This is a genomic window from uncultured Serinicoccus sp., from assembly GCF_947500995.1.
Lineage (GTDB): Bacteria > Actinomycetota > Actinomycetes > Actinomycetales > Dermatophilaceae > Ornithinicoccus.
In genome coordinates this window covers 36,983-53,984 of the sequence record NZ_CANMUA010000008.1, presented here as the reverse complement: position 1 = coordinate 53,984, position 17,002 = coordinate 36,983, and the positions used below count along the sequence as shown (strand labels likewise).

Sequence of the window (17,002 nt, the reverse complement as noted above, 5' to 3'; positions counted from 1 at the left end):
AGAGGATCGACGCATGAGCATGCTCATCACCGGCATCAGTGAGCTCGTCACCTGTGACGAGACGGTCGAGGACGGCAGCGGGTCGCCGCTGACCCGGGGGCTGGGGGTGGTCGAGGACGCCGCCCTCGTGGTCGGGGGCGGCGGTGAGGACTCGGCCCCCGTCGTCGAGTGGGTCGGGCCGGCTGCCCAGGCGCCCGACACCGACTGGGCCATCGACCTCGGCGGCCAGGCGGTCATCCCCGGCTTCGTCGACAGCCACTCCCACCTCGTCTTCGCGGGCGACCGGTCGGCCGAGTTCGCGGCCCGGATGACCGGGCAGCCCTACGACGGCGGCGGCATCGCCGTCACCATGGCCGCGACGCGGGAGGCCACCGACGCCCAGCTCCGGGCCCTCCTGCAGGCGCGGGTCGCCGAGATGCGCGCGCAGGGCACCACCACCGTCGAGATCAAGAGCGGCTACGGCCTCGACGTCGAGCACGAGGTCCGCGCACTGCGCCTGGCCCGGGAGGTCACCACCGAGACCACCTTCCTCGGCGCCCACGTCGTGCCGCCGGACGCCCGCGGCGAGGGCGGGCGGGAGGCCTACCTCGACCTGGTCTGCGGCGAGATGCTCGCGGCCTGCGCGCCGCACGCCCGCTGGGTCGACGTCTTCTGCGAGCCGGCCAGCAGGTATGCCTTCGACGGCGAGGAGTCGCGGCGCGTCCTCGAGGCGGGCCGGGCGGCGGGGCTCGAGCTGCGGGTGCACGGCAACCAGCTGTCCGAGGGCCCGGGCGTGCAGCTGGCGGTCGAGCTCGGTGCGGCCAGCGTGGACCACTGCACCTTCCTCACCGACGCCGACGTCGACGCCCTGGCCGGCAGCGGCACGGTCGCGACCCTGCTGCCCGGCGTCGAGTTCTCGACGCGCCAGCCCTATCCCGACGCGCGTCGCCTCATCGACGCCGGCGTCGACGTCGCCCTCGCCAGCGACTGCAACCCCGGGACGTGCAGCTCCTCGTCGATGCCGCTGATGATCGCGCTGGCGGTCCGGGAGATGGGCATGACCCCCGCGGAGGCGCTGCGCGCAGCCACCGTCGGCGGTGCGCGCGCCCTGCGCCGCGACGACGTCGGGCAGGTGCGCGTGGGCCGCCGCGCCGACCTGGCGGTGGTCGCCGCCCCCAGCGTCCTGCACATCCCCTACCGCGTGGGGGTGCCGATCGTGCGGGCGCTGGAGATCTGAGCCGTCCGCCCGTGGGTGGACCCGGCCACGACCCCGGTATGACGCGCGGCCCCGCCCCGAGCACCTAGGCTCCCATGGATGAGCGACACGCTGCAGGCCGCCCGGGAGCAGGCGGCCGACCTGGCGCGCGGCCTGCGCTCCCGCGCGTGGCTGCCGGACGCGGCCGTGGTGGCGGCCTTCCTGCTGCTCTACCTCGTCACCGGCGTCGGCTGGGACGGGCCGGGGCGCACCGTCGTCAGCCTGCTGCAGATCGTGCCCCTCTTCTGGCGGCGCCGGCACCCCATGACGGTGGCCGCCGTCGTCGCGGCCGGCTGCCTGCTGCAGCTGCTGCTCAGCGACGGCCCGATGCCCACCAACATCGCGGTCCTCGTCGTGGTCTACAGCGCTGCCGCCTTCGGCAGCCGGCGGACCGCCCGGGCGGTCCTCGCCCTGGCCGTGGCCGGCGCCCTGCTCGGGGCCCTGCGCTGGTCCGCCTACTTCGGGCTCGGCTCCTACATCGGCATCGTCACGGTGCAGACGGTCTTCATGGTCTGCTTCGTCGGCGTCGCCTGGGCGCTGGGGGACGTCATGCGGCGTCGCCGCGAGGTGGTGGCGCGGCTCCAGGAGCAGAACCGGGCCCTCGCCCGCGACCAGGCCCAGCGCTCCCGGCTCGCCGCCCAGGACGAGCGCGCCAGCATCGCGCGGGAGATGCACGACGTGGTCGCCCACTCCCTCGCCGTGGTCGTGGTCCAGGCCGACGGCGGGCTGTATGCCGCGCGCCAGGCGCTGGCGAAGGAGCCGGGCATGGCCGCGGACCGGGCGGCGCTGGAGCGGGCGGCCGGGACGCTGGAGACCCTCGCGGAGACGGCGCGGACCTCGCTGGCGGACACCCGGCGGCTCGTGGGGGTGCTCCGGGACACCGGCAGCGGCGCGGAGTACGCGCCCCTGGAGGGGGTGGGGCACCTGGAGGAGCTCGTCGAGCGGGTCCGCGGGTCGGGCGTCGACGTGGAGGCGCACGTCCGCGGGGAGGTCGCCGACCTGCCCCGCGACGTGGACCTGGCCGCCTACCGGGTGGTGCAGGAGGCCCTGACCAACGCCATGAAGCACGCGGGGCCGGGCGCCTCGGTCGACGTCGACCTGCTGCGCACGCCCGAGGTGCTGCTCGTGCGGGTCACCGACGACGGCGACGGGGCTACCCAGGGTGACCACGACGGCGAGGGCAACGGTCTCATCGGCATGCGCGAGCGGGTCGAGGTCCTCGGGGGCAGCGTGAGCGCCGGGCCACGGACCCGACGGGGCTGGGAGGTCGTGGCCACCCTGCCGGTCGTGCGCGCCTCCGCCGAGGCGGGCCCACCGCGCGACCGGTCGGACGGCGCCGAGCCGGCGGCACGGCATACCTCAGGAGGGACCCGATGACCCCGATCCGCCTCTTCCTCGTCGACGACCAGGCGCTCGTGCGTGCCGGGTTCCGGATGGTGCTCGACGCCCAGGACGACATGACCGTGGTCGGCGAGGCCGGCGACGGGTCCGCCGCGCTGGACGCGATCGCCGAGACCCGCCCCCACGTCGTGCTCATGGACATCCGGATGCCCCGCATGGACGGGGTCGAGGCCACCCGCCGGCTGCTGCGCGACCCCGGACCGCTGGAGCCGCCCAAGGTGCTGGTGCTGACGACCTTCGACCTCGACGACTACGTCTTCGCCGCGCTGCGGGCGGGCGCCTCCGGCTTCCTGCTCAAGGACGCGGGTCCGGAAGAGCTGCTGGCCGCGATCCGGGCCGTGCGCGCCGGGGACGCGGCGATGGCGCCCTCGACGACGCGGCGGCTGCTGGAACGCTTCGTGCCGGAGCTTCCCGATGCCGGGGCCGAGAGCACCCGGGCCGCCGGCAGGCGTGCCGCCGTGGCGCGGCTGGAACCGCTGACCGAGCGGGAGCGCGAGGTGCTCGAGGCGGTCGGTCGGGGCCTGACGAACGGTGAGATCGCCGCGGAGCTCTTCCTGGCCGAGGCGACCGTCAAGACCCACATCGGCCGGGTCCTCGCCAAGCTCGACCTGCGCGACCGCGTGCAGATGGTCATCACCGCCTACCAGACCGGCCTCGTCGGCCGGCCGGAGTAGGTCCGCCCGAGCGACGGGCGGGCCGCCCGCCGCCGGGTCGGGCCGGCCCACGTCATACCCGGGGTGGACCCGCGCAGCCGCAGGTCACGACCGGTGGATGATGTCGCGAGCGGTGGCCGGTCCCTAGCGTCCTGGGTATGACGACCACGACACCTCAGCACGGCCGGACCGGCACGACCCGGCAGGGCAGCACCCTGGCCGCGAGCGCCTTCGACCTCACCAAGACCTACGGCCGCGGCGAGGCCGCGGTCACCGCCCTCGACGGCGTGTCCGTCGGGATCGAGGCGGGCAGGTTCACCGCGATCATGGGGCCCAGCGGCTCGGGCAAGTCGACCCTCATGCACCTGCTGGCCGGCCTCGACACCCCGACCAGCGGGCGGAGCTACCTCGGGGAGCACGAGCTCACCTCGCTGTCCGACGCCCAGCTCACCCGGCTGCGCCGGCGCTCCGTCGGCTTCGTCTTCCAGGCCTTCAACCTGCTGCCGACGCTGACCGCGCGGCAGAACATCCGCCTCCCGCTCGACCTGGCCGGCCGCTCTGTCGACGCCGGCTGGGAGGGCACGGTGGTCGAGGCCCTGGGCCTGGGTGGCCGCCTGGACCACCGCCCCGGCGAGCTCTCCGGTGGCCAGCAGCAGCGGGTCGCCCTGGCCCGTGCCCTGGTGACCCGGCCGGAGGTGATCTTCGCCGACGAGCCGACGGGCGCCCTGGACAGCACGACCGGCGCGGAGGTCCTCGCCCTGCTGCGCCGGTCGGTCGACGAGTGGCACCAGACGGTGGTCATGGTGACCCACGACCCGAACGCCGCGGCGGTCGCCGACCGGGTGCTGCTGCTCGCCGACGGCGGGATCGCCGGGGAGATCCTCGACCCGGACGCCGACACCGTGCTGGCCGGGATCCGCGACCTCGGGAAGGTCGCCTGATGGCGGCCCGGTGGATGGCCGCCGGGCTGGCCTCCCGCGGCCGGCGGCTGGCCTCGGCGGCGGTGGCGATCCTCATCGGGGTCGGCTTCCTCACCACCAGCCTGGTGGTCGTCTCGACCGCCCAGGCCGGGCTCGAGGACGCGGTGGCCGGTGGGCTGCGCGACGCCGACCTGGTCGTGACCGGGGCGGACGACACGTGGCTGGCGACCGACGACGTGGACCGGGTGGCCGGGACGCCAGGGGTGGACCGGGTCGTCGCGGACGCGACGGTGGGCGTCGACCACGGCAGCAGCTTCCTCGCCGCGACCTCGGTGCCGGCCGGGGGGATGACCCTGCTCGAGGGCCGGATGCCGACGGGTGCCGACGAGGCGACCGTCAACCAGGCCCTCGCCGGCCAGGTCGCGGTCGGGGACGAGCTCACGCTCGCCACGCGCACCGTGGACGGCGCGGTCGGTGACCCGTTGACGCTCACCGTGGTCGGGGTGGTGGACCCGGGGGAGGTGCACACGCTCAGCTACACCGAGGGGTTCCTCACCACCGACGCCACGCTGCGCGAGCTGGACCCCGGGGTGTCCTACGAGTCCGCGCAGGTCACGGTGGCCGGGACGGCGACCGTCGACGAGGTGCGCGAGGCGCTGGCCGAGGCGGTGCCGGGGGCCGCGCTCCGGACCGGGCCGGAGGCCGCCGCGGACCGGGTCGCCGGTCTGACCGGTCAGACCTTCGTGCTCGGGTCGGTCCTGCTCGGCTTCGGTGCGGTGTCGCTGGCCACGGCGGCCATCGTCATCGCCAACACCTTCACCATCACCCTGGCCCAGCGGACCGGGGAGCTCGCGCTGCTGCGCTGCGTCGGAGCCACCCGCGGTCAGGTGCGCCGCTCAGTGCTCCTGGAGGCGCTGGTCCTCGGGACGGCGGCCTCGGTGGTCGGGGTGGGCGCCGGGCTCGGGGTCGCCCAGCTGCTGCTGGGCCTGGCCCGCGGGGCCGATCTCGGCATCCCGCTGGGCACCGGTCTCGAGGTCGGGTGGCTCAGCCTGGTGGTGCCGGTGCTCGTGGGACTGGCGATCACCCTGCTGGCCTCCTGGTGGCCTGCGGGACGGGCCACCCGGGTGTCGCCGCTGGCCGCGCTGCGGCCGGCCGGGGAGCCAGCCGCCACCTCCCGGGTGAGCCGGGTGCGGGTGCTGCTCGCGCTGCTCCTCGTCGCCGGGGGCACCGGTCTCATGGTGCTCGCGGCCCTCCTGCGGCAGGTGCTGCTCGGCGTCGCCGGCGGCCTGGTCTCCTTCGTCGGCGTGCTGCTGGCGGCGGTGGTGCTCGTGCCCGCGCTCGTGCGTCTGCTCGGCCTGGCCGCACGTCCGGCCGGTGTGCCCGGCCGCCTCGCGGTCAGCGGGGCCGTGCGCAACCCGGGCCGGGCAGCCGCCACCAGCGCCGCTCTGCTCGTCGGGGTCACGCTCATCACCATGACCTCGGTGGGCGCCGCCTCGGGCGAGCGCACCGCGCTCGGCGAGATCGACCAGGCGTTCGCCGTCGACCTGGTGGCCCAGACCGAGCCGGGGCTGGAGGGGGACGTGCCCGTGCCCACGGCCGTCGAGCCAGGACTGGTCGACCGGCTGTCCGCGGTGGACGGCGTCGCCGCCGCGGAGGTGGTGCAGACGGCATACCTCGACGTGGGCGCCATGGAGGGCGTCCCGGCCGCGGCCCTCGCCCCGGCCACGGCGCAGCAGGTCCTGCGCAGCGAGGAGCTCGTCGCCGCCCTGGCACCGGGCACCGTGGGCCTCGGGTCCTACGACCGGGTCGCCTACGGCGTCGAGGCCGGCGACACCCTGACGGTCGGCGGACCGGGCGGGAGCCGGGACCTCACGGTCGTCGAGCTCGGCCTGGGTGCCGCCGGGCTGGCGCTGCAGCCCGAGGACCTGCAGTCGTTGTCCGGAGGCGGGGCGAACCTGCAGCCGGGTGCGGTCCTGCTCCGGCTGGACGACGACGCGGACGTCGGCGACACGATGACCGCCGTCGGCGAGGTCGCCGAGGACGGCGGCATGACCGTCCAGGGGGCTGCCGCCGAGCGCGCGCTCGTCGCCCAGGTGCTGGACGTCATGGTGCTCGTCGCCACCGCCCTGCTGGGGGTGGCGGTCCTCATCGCGGTCGTCGGGATCGCGAACACCCTGTCGCTGTCGGTCATCGAGCGGCACCGCGAGCACGCCCTCCTGCGCGGGCTCGGGCTCACCCGTGGCCAGATGCGCGCGATGCTGCTCACCGAAGGGGTGCTGCTGGCGCTGGTCAGCGCCGGGCTCGGCCTCGCGCTCGGGATCGGGTATGCCGCGCTCGGCGTCCAGACGATCCTCCCGGCGGGCACCCCGCTGGCGCTGGCGGTGCCCTGGGCCCGTGTCGGCGTCATCGTGGGCGTGGCCCTGCTGGCCGGGGTCCTGGCCAGCGTGCTGCCGGCCCGGCGGGCGGCCCGGGTGAGCCCCGCGGAGGGGTTGGCCGCGGCGTAGTCCGGTCGGGGGCGGTGCAGGGACTCACCGCCCCCGACCAGGGTCTCCCCGCGTGGCGGGTGGCAGGCCCTCACGGGCCGGCCGGGCAGGGACTCCCGGCCGGCCCGACGCCCCTCGGGGTGCGCGACTGCAGCGGATATGTCGCCCGCCAGGGCGATTCCACGACATACCCGGTGCAGTCGCGCCCTCCCGGGCCGGGGGAGGACCGGGCCGAGGGCACCGTCGGGACGGGTGTCGCATCGGCCTTCACGCATTCCATCGGACACTGGCGCGTGGACGTCGGCACCGCTACGCTCGCTGCACCTCATCCGTGGGAGGCGCACATGACTCGAGTTTCGTACGGCACGTCATCGATCCCCGCCCTGGCTCTGCTGGTCATCCTGGCTGGTTGCGGCGAGAGTGATGACGTCGGAGGTGAGGGCGAGTCCGCGAATGTGGCGGCGCCAACCGAGGACGCCGAGTCCGAAGAGGAGTCGTCGGAGGGCGCTGTCACCGATGAAGCGAACGACGGCTCCGAGTCCGCCGTCGAGGTGAGTGCTGCCGTCGACATGGACACGCCGCCGGAGCCGGACGGTGACGCGTCGGCTGACGACCATCCAGGATTCGAAGGGGCGTTCCGCAGCGGCCACCAGGCAGGGCTCTACGGTCGGGAGGACTACTACGACCCGAGGACCGTGAGCGAGCAGGGCTCGTTCGCCGGGGTGGAGGCGGAGCAGGCCTACAGAGCAGGCTTCGCACTGGGCCTTCACGAATACCAGACACAACTGGACGCCCAGGAGTCAGAGGCCGAGGCCGCTGAGGAGGAGCGGCTGGCGAACTACCCGGTGGGGGAGGTCCTGGAGGGGTGGGACCCGCGGGTCGCGGTGAGCGACTTCTGGGAGCTGGGAGAGGTCCAGACGTGCGACGTGGCGTCGCTGCAGAACCCGTGCCTGGACACCTGGTACACCTCGGGGAACACCGAGGTCATCGCCGTGGGCAGGTTGCCAGGGGCTCCTGGTCCAGAACCCAACGGCGCTCTCCGACTCACGGGCACCGCCAGCGGCTTCGAGATCCTGGAGTCATGGGAGGCGGATGACTCGTCGGCCCCACTACCGGAATGGGCGACCCCACCCAGCTGAGAAGTCCGTCAGTTGCCGGCCCTCCTCCGACTGCCCGTAGAGACGTACGCCGGAAACCCTTCGCCCGTCACCATGGCGACCGCTCCGAGCAGCACGCAGTCAGCTCAGCCGTTGGCGCAACCCGCTGGCGCGGACGACCCGTCGCCGGACGGCGGCGCGCACCTCCTCCTCGGACCCGACCACCCGCACCTGCCGCTCGGCGCGGGTCACGGCGGTGTAGAACAGCTCCCGCGTCAGCAGCGGGCTGTCGAGCTCGGGGAGCAGCACGGTGACCTCCCGGGCCTGGCTGCCCTGCGCCTTGTGGATCGTCATCGCGTGCATGGTCTCGACGTCACCGAGGCGGGAGGGGGCATACCTGGTGCGTCCCCCCGTGCCGTCGATCACCGCCATCCGCACCGGGACCCCGGCGGGCGTCTGCGAGGCCACGACCACGCCGGTGTCGCCGTTGAGGACGCCGGTGGCGTAGTCGTTGGCGGTGACGAGCAGCGGCCGGCCGAGGTACATCGGCTCGTAGAAGCTCAGCCCGGTCTCCTCGGCCATCCACGTCTCGATGAGGTGGTTCCACCGGCGCACGCCGCGCTCACCCTCCCGGTGGGCGCAGAGCAGGCGGTGGCGGTGCAGCGCCGCGAGGGTGGCGTCGTCGTCGCCCGTCCGGGCGGCCCGCAGGATGTCGAGGGCCTGCCCGGTGAGGATCCCCCTCAGGTATGCCTCCGGCTCGGACCCGCTCTCCCAGCGCACCTCCTCGCTGCCCGCCGAGAGCGCATCCACCACGGCGTCCGCGTCACCGACCCGCAGCGCGTGGGCGAGCGCGCCGATGGTCTCCCCGAAGCGGTGGACCGTGCGCAGCCGGGCGAGGGCGAGGGGAGCCGGCCGCCGCGCCTCGGCGGGGCCGTCCTGGCGGGCAGAGGTCTCGGGCGCGTCGTGCCCGGCTGTGTCCCGCGCGGCGGCGCTGCCCTCGGCTGTGTCCCGCCCGGCGGCGTCGCGCTCGGGGACGGCGGCCACCAGGTCGGCCAGCACCGCGCCGGCCTCGACCGAGACGAGCTGGTCGGCGTCCCCGACGAGGACGAGGCGGGCGGTGGGGCGCAGCGCCTCGAGCAGCCGGGCCATCTGGGTGAGCGAGACCATCGAGGCCTCGTCGACGAGCACGACGTCGTGGGGGAGGCGGTTGCCGCGGTGGTGGCGGAAGCGGCTGCGGGACCCGGGTCGCCACCCCAGCAGCCGGTGCAGGGTGCGCGGCTCGACCTCACGCAGCCGGTCGACGACCGCCATCCCCGACGACGCCGGCGAGCGTGCCTCGATGTCGTCCAGCGCCCGGTCCACCGCGGCCTTGACCCGGGCGGCGGCCTTGCCGGTCGGCGCGGCCAGCCCGACCCGGGGCGGCCGCTCGCCGGCGGCGGCGGCCTGCTCGGCCAGCAGGGTCAGGACGCCCGCCACGGTCGTCGTCTTGCCGGTGCCCGGGCCGCCGGTGATGACGCCGGTCCGCGACCGCACCACCACCTCGGCCGCCGCGCGCTGCTCGGCGTACCCCTCCCCCGGGAAGATCCGGGCCAGCCCGGCGCTCAGCACCTCCTCGTCGACCTCGGGAGGGCCGAGCGCGGCCCGCGCCCGCAGGTCGGCCGCCACCTGCACCTCCTGGTGGTGGTAGCGCTGGAGGTAGACGAGCCCGCTGGCCTCCTCGACGACCAGCCCGCCCTCGGCGGCGAGCCGGCTGCCGGAGACGAGCGCGGTCCACCCCGCCGGGTCCGGCCACGGCAGGTCGGGGAGCGCCTGCGCCCCCTGGGTCGCGAGCACCGCGAGGTCGACGGCCACCGACCCCGAGCGCACCGCCCGGGTCGCCACCGCCGCGGCGAGGACGACGTCGGCGTCCTTCTCCCCGGCGGCCCGGGCCAGCCCGGTGGCCACGTGCACGTCGGCGGCGGTGAGCAGGCCGGCCTCGTTGAACGCGCCCAGCGCCGACCCGCTGGTCACGGTCAGGGCCAGGCGCCGGTCGTGCTCGTCGACCCGCTCGAAGAGGTCCAGCACGGCCGCACCGGCCTCGACGTCCGCACGGGCTCCGGCCGCGGTGCCGGCGACGACTCCGGTGGCGACGGTGTCGTCCGTGCTGGTGGTGTGGTCCGGCGGCCCGCTCACGCGACCACCCCCGTCGTCCGGTCCGCCCCGTCGAGCAGGTCGGAGACGCCGACGACCAGCGCCACCGGCGGCCGCCACGAGAAGACGCCGCACGGCATACCGTCGACGACCGGGGTGTCCGGGCCGCACATCCCGCGCAGGTAGAGGTAGAGCACCCCGCCGAGGTGCTGCTCCGGGTCGTAGCCGGGCAACCTCCAGCGCAGGAAGCGGTGGGCGACGACGGCGTAGAGCAGCGCCTGCAGGGGGTAGGAGGAGTGCCCCATGGCCTCCGCCAACCGCTCCGGTCGGTAGTCCGCCGCGGTCAACGGCTCCTCCGGGCTTCCCAGCCAGTTGGTCTTGTAGTCGACGACGAGGAAGGAGTCGCCACCGGTGGACCGCACTCTCAGCACGACGTCGACCGACCCGGTGAGGTAGCCGCGCAGCTGCTGACCCGCGAGGTCCGGGGCCGCCTCGAGCACCTCGGCCCACCCGCGCACCGGGTCCCCCGGGGGGAGGTGGGCCCGCAGCAGCGGCACCAGGTCACCGAGCACGGCCGCGCCGTCGCCGGCGCGGCCACGACGCAGGTCGCCGCCGCCCAGCGGCAGCTCGAAGTCGAGCTCGCACAGACGGTCCGAGCTCCCGACCTCGCGCAGCGTGGTGCCTCCGGCCAGCGGCCCCAGCGGCGTCCGGCAGACGGCGACCAGGGCGTCGACGAGGAGGTCCTCGCCGCCCTCGCCCAGGTCCACCGGCCACTGGACGCGCTGCTCGTGCAGATGGGTGCGCAGCTCACCGGCCAGGTCCTCGGCCCCGGGGTCGGCGTGCTCCAGCACCGCGTGCACGAGGGAGCCGAAGGTCGCGCCGACCGGGAGCTCGGCCATGGGTGAGAGCACCCCGGCGCCGGGTGCGGGCACCACCTCGCCCAGGCCGGGCAGGGCGGGGACGCTGTCGGCCACCGGGTCCGGTCCGCCGGGCTCGTCCTCGCGGCCGGTGAGACCGACCTCCGGCTCGGTGGTGACCCCCGCGGCGGTGTCGAGGCTGGTCTCCGACGGCGTGGACAGCGCGGTGTACGACGTGCGCCGCCAGTCGTGGTCGACCCGGCGGGTCCATCGCGCGACCGCCAGCTCGGGCGCCTCCGGCGACGGCGCCGGGACGACGTCGCTCGCGTGGTCCGCCCGCTCGAGGGTGAAGGCCCCCTCCTCGGCCCACCGGGCCAGCCGCTGCGTCGCGGCGTCGTCCTGGCGCTGCACCCGCACCTGGTGCGGCACCTCACCCTCACCGGGCTCGCGCCCGAAGAGCACCCGGTGCAGTCCCGAGCTGCTGGCGTTGTTGACCGGCGCCCACCAGGTCACCACCTGGCTCTGCGCCCGGGTGAGGGCGACGTAGAGCAGCCGCAGCGACTCCCCGGCGTCCTCGTCCTTGTGCCGTCGCACGGCCTCCGACCAGCCCGGGTTGGCGCGGTGGTCTCCCCCCACGTCGAGGCAGCGGGTGCGCTCCGGCGGCTCGTCGTGGAAGAGCGGGATGGCGGGGGAGTCGCTGACCCACCGGTCGCCGAGCGAGGGCAGGTAGACGACGGGGTACTGCAGGCCCTTGCTGCCGTGGATGGTCGCCAGCTGCACCGCGGCGGCGTCGCTGTCGAGGCGGCGGGTCCGGGCGCCGGCGCTCTGCGGGGAGTCCTCGGCCATCCCGGCGCGCAGCCACTCCAGCAGCGCCACCAGGCCGAGCTGGTCGCGCCGGGCCGTCTCGTGCAGCAGCTGGGCGACGTGCCGCAGGTCGGTGAGCGTGCGCTCGCCGCCCACCTGGGCCAGCACCCGTCCGGGCAGGCCACGGGCGGTGAGCAGCTCGAGGACCGCGGCGATGCCCTGCCGGGCGTAGAGGCCGGCCAGCTCCCGGCAGGTGAGGGCCAGCTCGTCCTCGAGCTCGTCGTCCTGCCGCTCGCCGCGGTCGCCGACCCGGGCGACGGCATACCCGAGCAGGTCGGTGAGCGCGGCCGCCCGGGTCAGCACCGGGCGGTGCGGCGCGGCCATCGCCTCGAGCAGCGCCAGCCACTCGTGCGCCGCGCGGCTGTGCAGGACGGTGGAGCCCCCGGTGCTCACCGCGGGGATCCCGAGCTCGCGCAGCGCGCGCTGCGCCTCGTGCAGGTCCTTGGCGCGGTGCGCCAGCACGGCGACGTCGCGGGCCTGGACGGGTCGCCCGTCGAAGGTGGCGCCGGAGGCCAGCAGCGCGGCGACGTCGTGCGCGAGGTCGCGCGCGATCCAGGGGCGGACGGTCGGCATCCGGGTGTCGCCACCGAGGTGGTCACGCAGGAGCACCTGTCGCAGCCGCACCGGCGCGGTGCTGGGGGCGTGATGCAGCCGCGGCCCGTCCCGGTGCGCCGTGACGGGGTGCACGACGATCTGCTCGTCACCGAGCCGGGCCCCGGAGAGCATGGCGCCGAGTGCCGCCACCACGCCCGGGTCGGAGCGGTAGTTGCGCAGGAGGGTGCGCCGCTCGTCCGCCGTGCCCGCGGCCGTGAGGTAGGTCGGGACGTCGCCGCCCCGGAAGGCGTAGATCGCCTGCTTCGGGTCGCCGATGAGCACCATCGCGTGGGCGTGGCCGGAGAAGGCCCTGTCGAGCACCGACCACTGGACGGGATCGGTGTCCTGGAACTCGTCGACGAGCACGACCCGCCAGCGCTGGCGCATGCGTGCCCGCGCGGGCGAGTGCTCGCCCTCCAGCGCCTCGGCGAGCTGGGTGAGCAGGTCGTTGTAGTGCAGGACCTGCAGCCGCTGCTTGCGCAGGTCGAGCTCCTCGCGCACCGCCCGCGCGAAGCGGACCCGCCGGTCGGGCACCGAGCGCGGCTCGGCGGCGGTGGGGCGCAGCTCGGCGTGGACGTCGTCGACGACGGTGCGGGCGATCTGCAGCGCCTCGCGGCGGGTGAAGAAGGGCTCGTCGTCGCGCAGCGCGAAGGCACGCAGGTAGAGGTCGTCGACGACCTCGACGAGCAGCCGGTCGAGGTCCTCCACGAGCTCGGCGTCGGCGTCCGCCGTCCCCGCGACGCCGAGGCTGCGCAGCACCTGCTGGCAGAACTGGTGCGTGGTGGCGATGGTGGCGGCGTCGATGTCGGAGAGCGCGGTCCGCAGCCGTCGACGGCGGACCTCCCGCTCCTGCTCGTCCGCGTCGAGCAGGAGCGTGACCAGGTCGTCGCCCCCGCCCTCGGCCGGGGGGTCGGCCAGCGCGCGCTCCGCCGCGACGAGCTGCTCGCGCACCCGGGCCCGCAGCTCCTGGCTCGCGGCCCGGCCGAAGGTCACGACGAGCATCTCCGGGAGGGTCACGACGCCCTCCGCGACGTAGCGGGTCACCAGTGCCGCGATGGTCCACGTCTTGCCGGTCCCCGCACTGGCCTCCAGCAGGATGGTGCCGGTGGGCAACGGGTCGGTGATCGAGAAGGGGGTCGGTGCGTTCACAGCCGCTCCTTGCGCTCGGCACCGTCGGTGAGCACCGGGCCCCACACCCGTAGCGCCAGCTGCCCCAGCCGGTGCCCCACGCCCGGGGTCCACCGCTCGTCGTCCCGGGGCACCCCCAGGATGTCGCGCAGGGGCACCCCGTCGCCGTGGACGTAGGCGTGGCTCGGGTCGTCCTGCTCCTTGGGGAAGGCCGTCTCGAAGGTGTCGTCGGTGCGCCACTCGCGCACCGCGTCGAGGGTCGCGGCCTGCGCGTCACCCGGGCCCCGCAGGTATGCCTCCGCCCAGGTCAGAGCGGTCCGTGGAGGAAGCGGGAGCGGCTCCACGAGGCCGCGGGAGCGCAGGTCGACGAGCTGGTCCAGCAGCTCGAGGGCGCGGCCGGGGTCGTGCGGCCCGTGGGTGAGGTGCACCCCGCCCGGACGGCGCCCGCGCTTCTGGGCCCCGAGCAGGTGGCTGGTCGCCTCCGGGCCGAGCGCGGCGGCGAGGACCAGGGAGGTGATCCAGGAGCGCAGCCGCTGCTTGGCCCGCACCGTGGAGTAGGTCGCGGTGACCACGCGGGTGCCGACCAGCCCGGTGAGGGTGCCGGTCAGCCGGGTGCCGCTGGGCAGCACGAGGTCGACGTCGAGGGTCTCCCGCTCCAGCGGCAGCCCCCAGCCGCCCCGCCCGGCCGTGCGCCACGTGGCCTCGGCCACGATCTGGGCCTGCTCGGTGATCTCCCGGAGGACGCCGGCACCGAGCGCCCGGGGCGGCAGCTCGCCGCGCCAGAGCTCGGCGTCGACGGTCGCCCCGGGGTCGCGCCCGGCCAGCACCGCCTGCAGCACCCGGTCGCCGACCGCCCACTTCTGCAGCCCGCCCAGGTCGATGGGGATGCCCTCGCCCTGCTCCTCGGGCACCTCGGGGAGCACGAGCCCCAGCCGGTCGCGCAGGTAGGCGCGCGCCGGGTGGTCGAAGAAGCGCAGCAGCGCGTCCAGCTCGACCGTGTCACCGGGCAGCGGCTCCAGGGCCGGGTCCACGGGCCGGGGTCGGGGCGCCCGGTGCGAGACGGCGGCCCGGCCGCCGGCCAGTGCCGCCGGGTCGTAGCTGAACGGCCCGCCGCCGGGCAGCAGCGCCGGGGCACCCGGACGCGCCGCACCGAGGTTGCGCGGGTCGAAGGGCTGCAGCGGGTGGTGGGCGAGCACGCGGAGCACCCCCGGGGAGGAGGGGTCCGCGGTCCGCCGGACGGCGTCGAGCAGCTCGCCCAGCGGCACCGCGGGTGGGCGTGGTGCCCCCGTGTGCTCGTCGAAGCCGGTGTAGGTGATGACGAGGGCGTCGCCGGCCGCCATGACCGCGTCGAGCAGCAGCTGACGGTCCTCGCTGCGCGGGTCGCGCTCCCCGGTGACCGGGCGTCGTGCCGTGGCGTCGTCACCGTCCGGGGCGGTGGTGCGGGGGAAGACGCCGTCGTCGAGGCCGACCAGGGCGACCACCCGGTGCGGGACCGAGCGCATGGGCACCATGGTGCAGACGGTGAGCGTGCCCGTGCGGAAGTTGGACCGGGTGGCCCGCCCGGCCGCGTGCTCGTCCAGCAGCGCGTGCACGTCGGAGAGGGACAGGGACAGCCCCGGCCCGTCGCCGGAGCGGGGGCCGGCGTGCGCCCCGACGAGGTCGAGCTCGCGGCGCAGCTGGGTGACCTGCCACGCCTCCGACGGGGCGACGTCGGCCAGCCCGAGGACGCCGTCGGTGAGCGTCTTGACCCACTCGCCGACCGTGTCGGCACGGCGCAGGGCGCGCAGGGTGGCACCCAGCCGGGCGACCAGCTCGGCCATCCGTCCGGCCAGGTCGAGGTCGGCGCTGTCGAGGTCGTCGAGGCCGAGGGTCGTGCCGAGGTGGTCGAGCTCCTCGCCGTCGACGGCGGCGCCGACGAGCACCCGGGCGAGCCCGGACTCCCAGGTGTTCTGGCTCAGCCCGGGCAGGGCGTAGTCCCCGCGGTGGGCGTCGTCCAGACCCCACCGGATCGCGACCGCCCCCACCCAGTCACCGATCCGCTCGAGGTCGTCGTCGTCCAGCCCGAAGCGGCGACGCACCGCCGCGCTGCGGGCGAGGTCGAGCACCTCGCCCGCGCCCAACCGGCCCCCCGCGAGCCCGACCAGCCCGGCGGCCAGCGCCAGCAGCGGGTTGGCCACGGTCGGGGAGCGGTCCGCCAGCCGGACCCGCAGCGTGTGCGCGGGGTGGGTGGCGGGCACCGCCCCGCCGGGGCCGGTCTCGCGCACCACCTCGCCCAGCCCGAAACCGGCGTGGACGAGGGGTGCGTAGGTGTCGATGTCCGGGCACATGACGAGGATGTCGCGCGGCTCCAGGGTGGGGTCGTGCTCCAGCAGATCGGTGAGCACGTCACGCAGGACCTCGACCTGCCGCGACCGCCCGTGGCACGCGTGCACCTGGATGCTGCGGTCCGCGGCGGGGACGTGCCGGGCGGCCCGCTCGGCGTCCGTGGGGACGTGGTCGGCCTCGAGGTCGGCCTGGAGCAGCTGCAGGATCGAGGGGGTGGAGGGGGTGCGGGTCTCGACGTGAGCGGGCCCGGCGCCCGCCGGGGCGGTCCGCGGGTGCCTCTCACCGGGGGTGTGCGGGGCCAGCGCCAGGGTGCGCTGCAGCTCGCGGGCGTCCCGCCCGAGGCTGGCGAGCAGCGGGTGCTCGACGAGCAGGGCGCTGGTGTCCTCCTCGCGCGGGACCGGCCCGCCAGGGGCGGTGCCCGCCAGGGCGTCCCAGGCCGCCGGGGAGGCCTGCGGCAGCCACAGGTGGACGTCGCGGCGCTGCGCGATCGCCGCGATGACCTCGACCTCGCTGCGCGCGATGCGGGTGTGCCCGAAGAGCGAGAGCCGGCCGGGCAGGTCGAGCTGCGGGACGCCGGCCGCGCCGTCCTCGGTCAGGTCCTCCGGGGCCGCGCGCAGCGCCCTGACCACCCGGTCGTGACGCACGTCCGGTGGCTCGGCGTCCACCCGGCGCAGCACCTCCCGCCACAGCGGTGGCTGCCAGGCGAGGTCCGGGTCGACCCGACCGCCGATCCCGTCGCCGTCTCCATCACCCCGCCAGTCGGTGAGCATCGCCGGACGGGAGGAGGCGTAGGCGGCGAACAGGCCCGCGAGGCGGCGCGCCACGGCATACCGTCGACCGCGGCGCAGCCGGGCGGCCGGCTCCGTGAGGCCGTGACCCAGGTGGGTGGCGAGGGTGCCCGCCCACTCCTCGTCGAGGCTGGCGTCGATCGACTCCAGCACCGGCCAGACGAGGCGGTCCGGGTGCCACGGGTCGTCGCGCTCGATGCCCAGGACCATCGAGACCAGCGAGTGGGGGTGGAGGAAGCGGACCCCGGCACACACCCCGTCGTGCCCCGACGGCCCGGCTCCGAGCGTGTGCGAGAGCCGCTGCGCCAGCCAACGCTCCACCCCCTTGGCGGGGACGGCCACCACCTCCTCCGCGAAGGGGTCGGGCAGCGGCGTCGCCAGCAGGTCGGCCAGGCCCTCCGCGAGGGCCGCCGTGCTGGTGTCGCGATGCACGAACAGGGTCACGGCGCCGACCCTATCCACGCCGACCGACGGACCCGGGGCCCCGGTCCGGTGGCCCTCGCGCGCCCCTCCCCGCAGACTGGGCCC

At 75.8% G+C, this 17,002-nt stretch carries 9 protein-coding genes; 6 read left to right on the top strand and 3 right to left on the bottom strand.

Features of this window, described 5'->3' with window-relative positions; translation table 11 throughout:
- The first annotated feature begins 13 nt into the window (after positions 1-13).
- The 6 genes from hutI to Q0967_RS12970 all read left to right on the top strand — a co-directional run bounded on the left by hutI (position 14) and on the right by Q0967_RS12970 (position 7,830).
- On the top strand, positions 14-1,216 hold the full coding sequence (hutI, locus tag Q0967_RS12995; RefSeq protein ID WP_298749868.1) for an imidazolonepropionase: 1,203 nt from the start codon (positions 14-16) through the stop codon (positions 1,214-1,216).
- A 78-nt stretch (positions 1,217-1,294) separates the two neighbouring features.
- The gene (locus tag Q0967_RS12990) at positions 1,295-2,611 is read left to right on the top strand and encodes a sensor histidine kinase (RefSeq protein WP_299450456.1); all 1,317 of its coding nucleotides are present in this window, start codon (positions 1,295-1,297) and stop codon (positions 2,609-2,611) included.
- Entirely contained in the window at positions 2,608-3,309 is a 702-nt protein-coding gene (locus tag Q0967_RS12985; RefSeq protein ID WP_299450453.1) for a response regulator transcription factor, read from the top strand. Before Q0967_RS12990 ends, Q0967_RS12985 begins: the two co-directional genes overlap by 4 nt.
- 137 nt (positions 3,310-3,446) lie before the next feature.
- Positions 3,447-4,229: an ABC transporter ATP-binding protein gene (locus Q0967_RS12980; protein WP_299450450.1), complete on the top strand. Its 783-nt coding sequence runs from the start codon at positions 3,447-3,449 to the stop codon at positions 4,227-4,229.
- Positions 4,229-6,712, top strand: coding sequence for an ABC transporter permease (locus tag Q0967_RS12975; RefSeq protein WP_299450448.1), 2,484 nt, complete (start codon positions 4,229-4,231; stop codon positions 6,710-6,712). Before Q0967_RS12980 ends, Q0967_RS12975 begins: the two co-directional genes overlap by 1 nt.
- 272 nt (positions 6,713-6,984) lie before the next feature.
- Entirely contained in the window at positions 6,985-7,830 is an 846-nt protein-coding gene (locus Q0967_RS12970; RefSeq protein WP_299450446.1) for a hypothetical protein, read from the top strand.
- Positions 7,831-7,929: 99 nt separating this feature from the next.
- Here Q0967_RS12970 and recD read toward each other — a convergent pair whose 3' ends face one another.
- The 3 genes from recD to recC are packed head-to-tail and all read right to left on the bottom strand — an operon-like array spanning position 7,930 to position 16,918.
- Entirely contained in the window at positions 7,930-9,960 is a 2,031-nt protein-coding gene (gene recD, locus Q0967_RS12965; RefSeq protein ID WP_299450443.1) for an exodeoxyribonuclease V subunit alpha, read from the bottom strand.
- Positions 9,957-13,382 (bottom strand): UvrD-helicase domain-containing protein, encoded by a 3,426-nt coding sequence (locus tag Q0967_RS12960; RefSeq protein ID WP_299450440.1) that lies wholly within the window; start codon positions 13,380-13,382, stop codon positions 9,957-9,959. Before Q0967_RS12960 ends, recD begins: the two co-directional genes overlap by 4 nt.
- Entirely contained in the window at positions 13,379-16,918 is a 3,540-nt protein-coding gene (gene recC, locus Q0967_RS12955; RefSeq protein WP_299450437.1) for an exodeoxyribonuclease V subunit gamma, read from the bottom strand. Before recC ends, Q0967_RS12960 begins: the two co-directional genes overlap by 4 nt.
- Positions 16,919-17,002: the final 84 nt, after the last annotated feature.

Excerpts from the sequence above, each read along its gene's own strand:
- hutI (WP_298749868.1), top strand. The coding sequence starts at position 14 with ATGAGCATGCTCATCACCGGCATCAGTGAGCTCGTCACCTGTGACGAG.
- Q0967_RS12990 (WP_299450456.1), top strand. The coding sequence starts at position 1,295 with ATGAGCGACACGCTGCAGGCCGCCCGGGAGCAGGCGGCCGACCTGGCG.
- Q0967_RS12985 (WP_299450453.1), top strand. The coding sequence starts at position 2,608 with ATGACCCCGATCCGCCTCTTCCTCGTCGACGACCAGGCGCTCGTGCGT.
- Q0967_RS12980 (WP_299450450.1), top strand. The coding sequence starts at position 3,447 with ATGACGACCACGACACCTCAGCACGGCCGGACCGGCACGACCCGGCAG.
- Q0967_RS12975 (WP_299450448.1), top strand. The coding sequence starts at position 4,229 with ATGGCGGCCCGGTGGATGGCCGCCGGGCTGGCCTCCCGCGGCCGGCGG.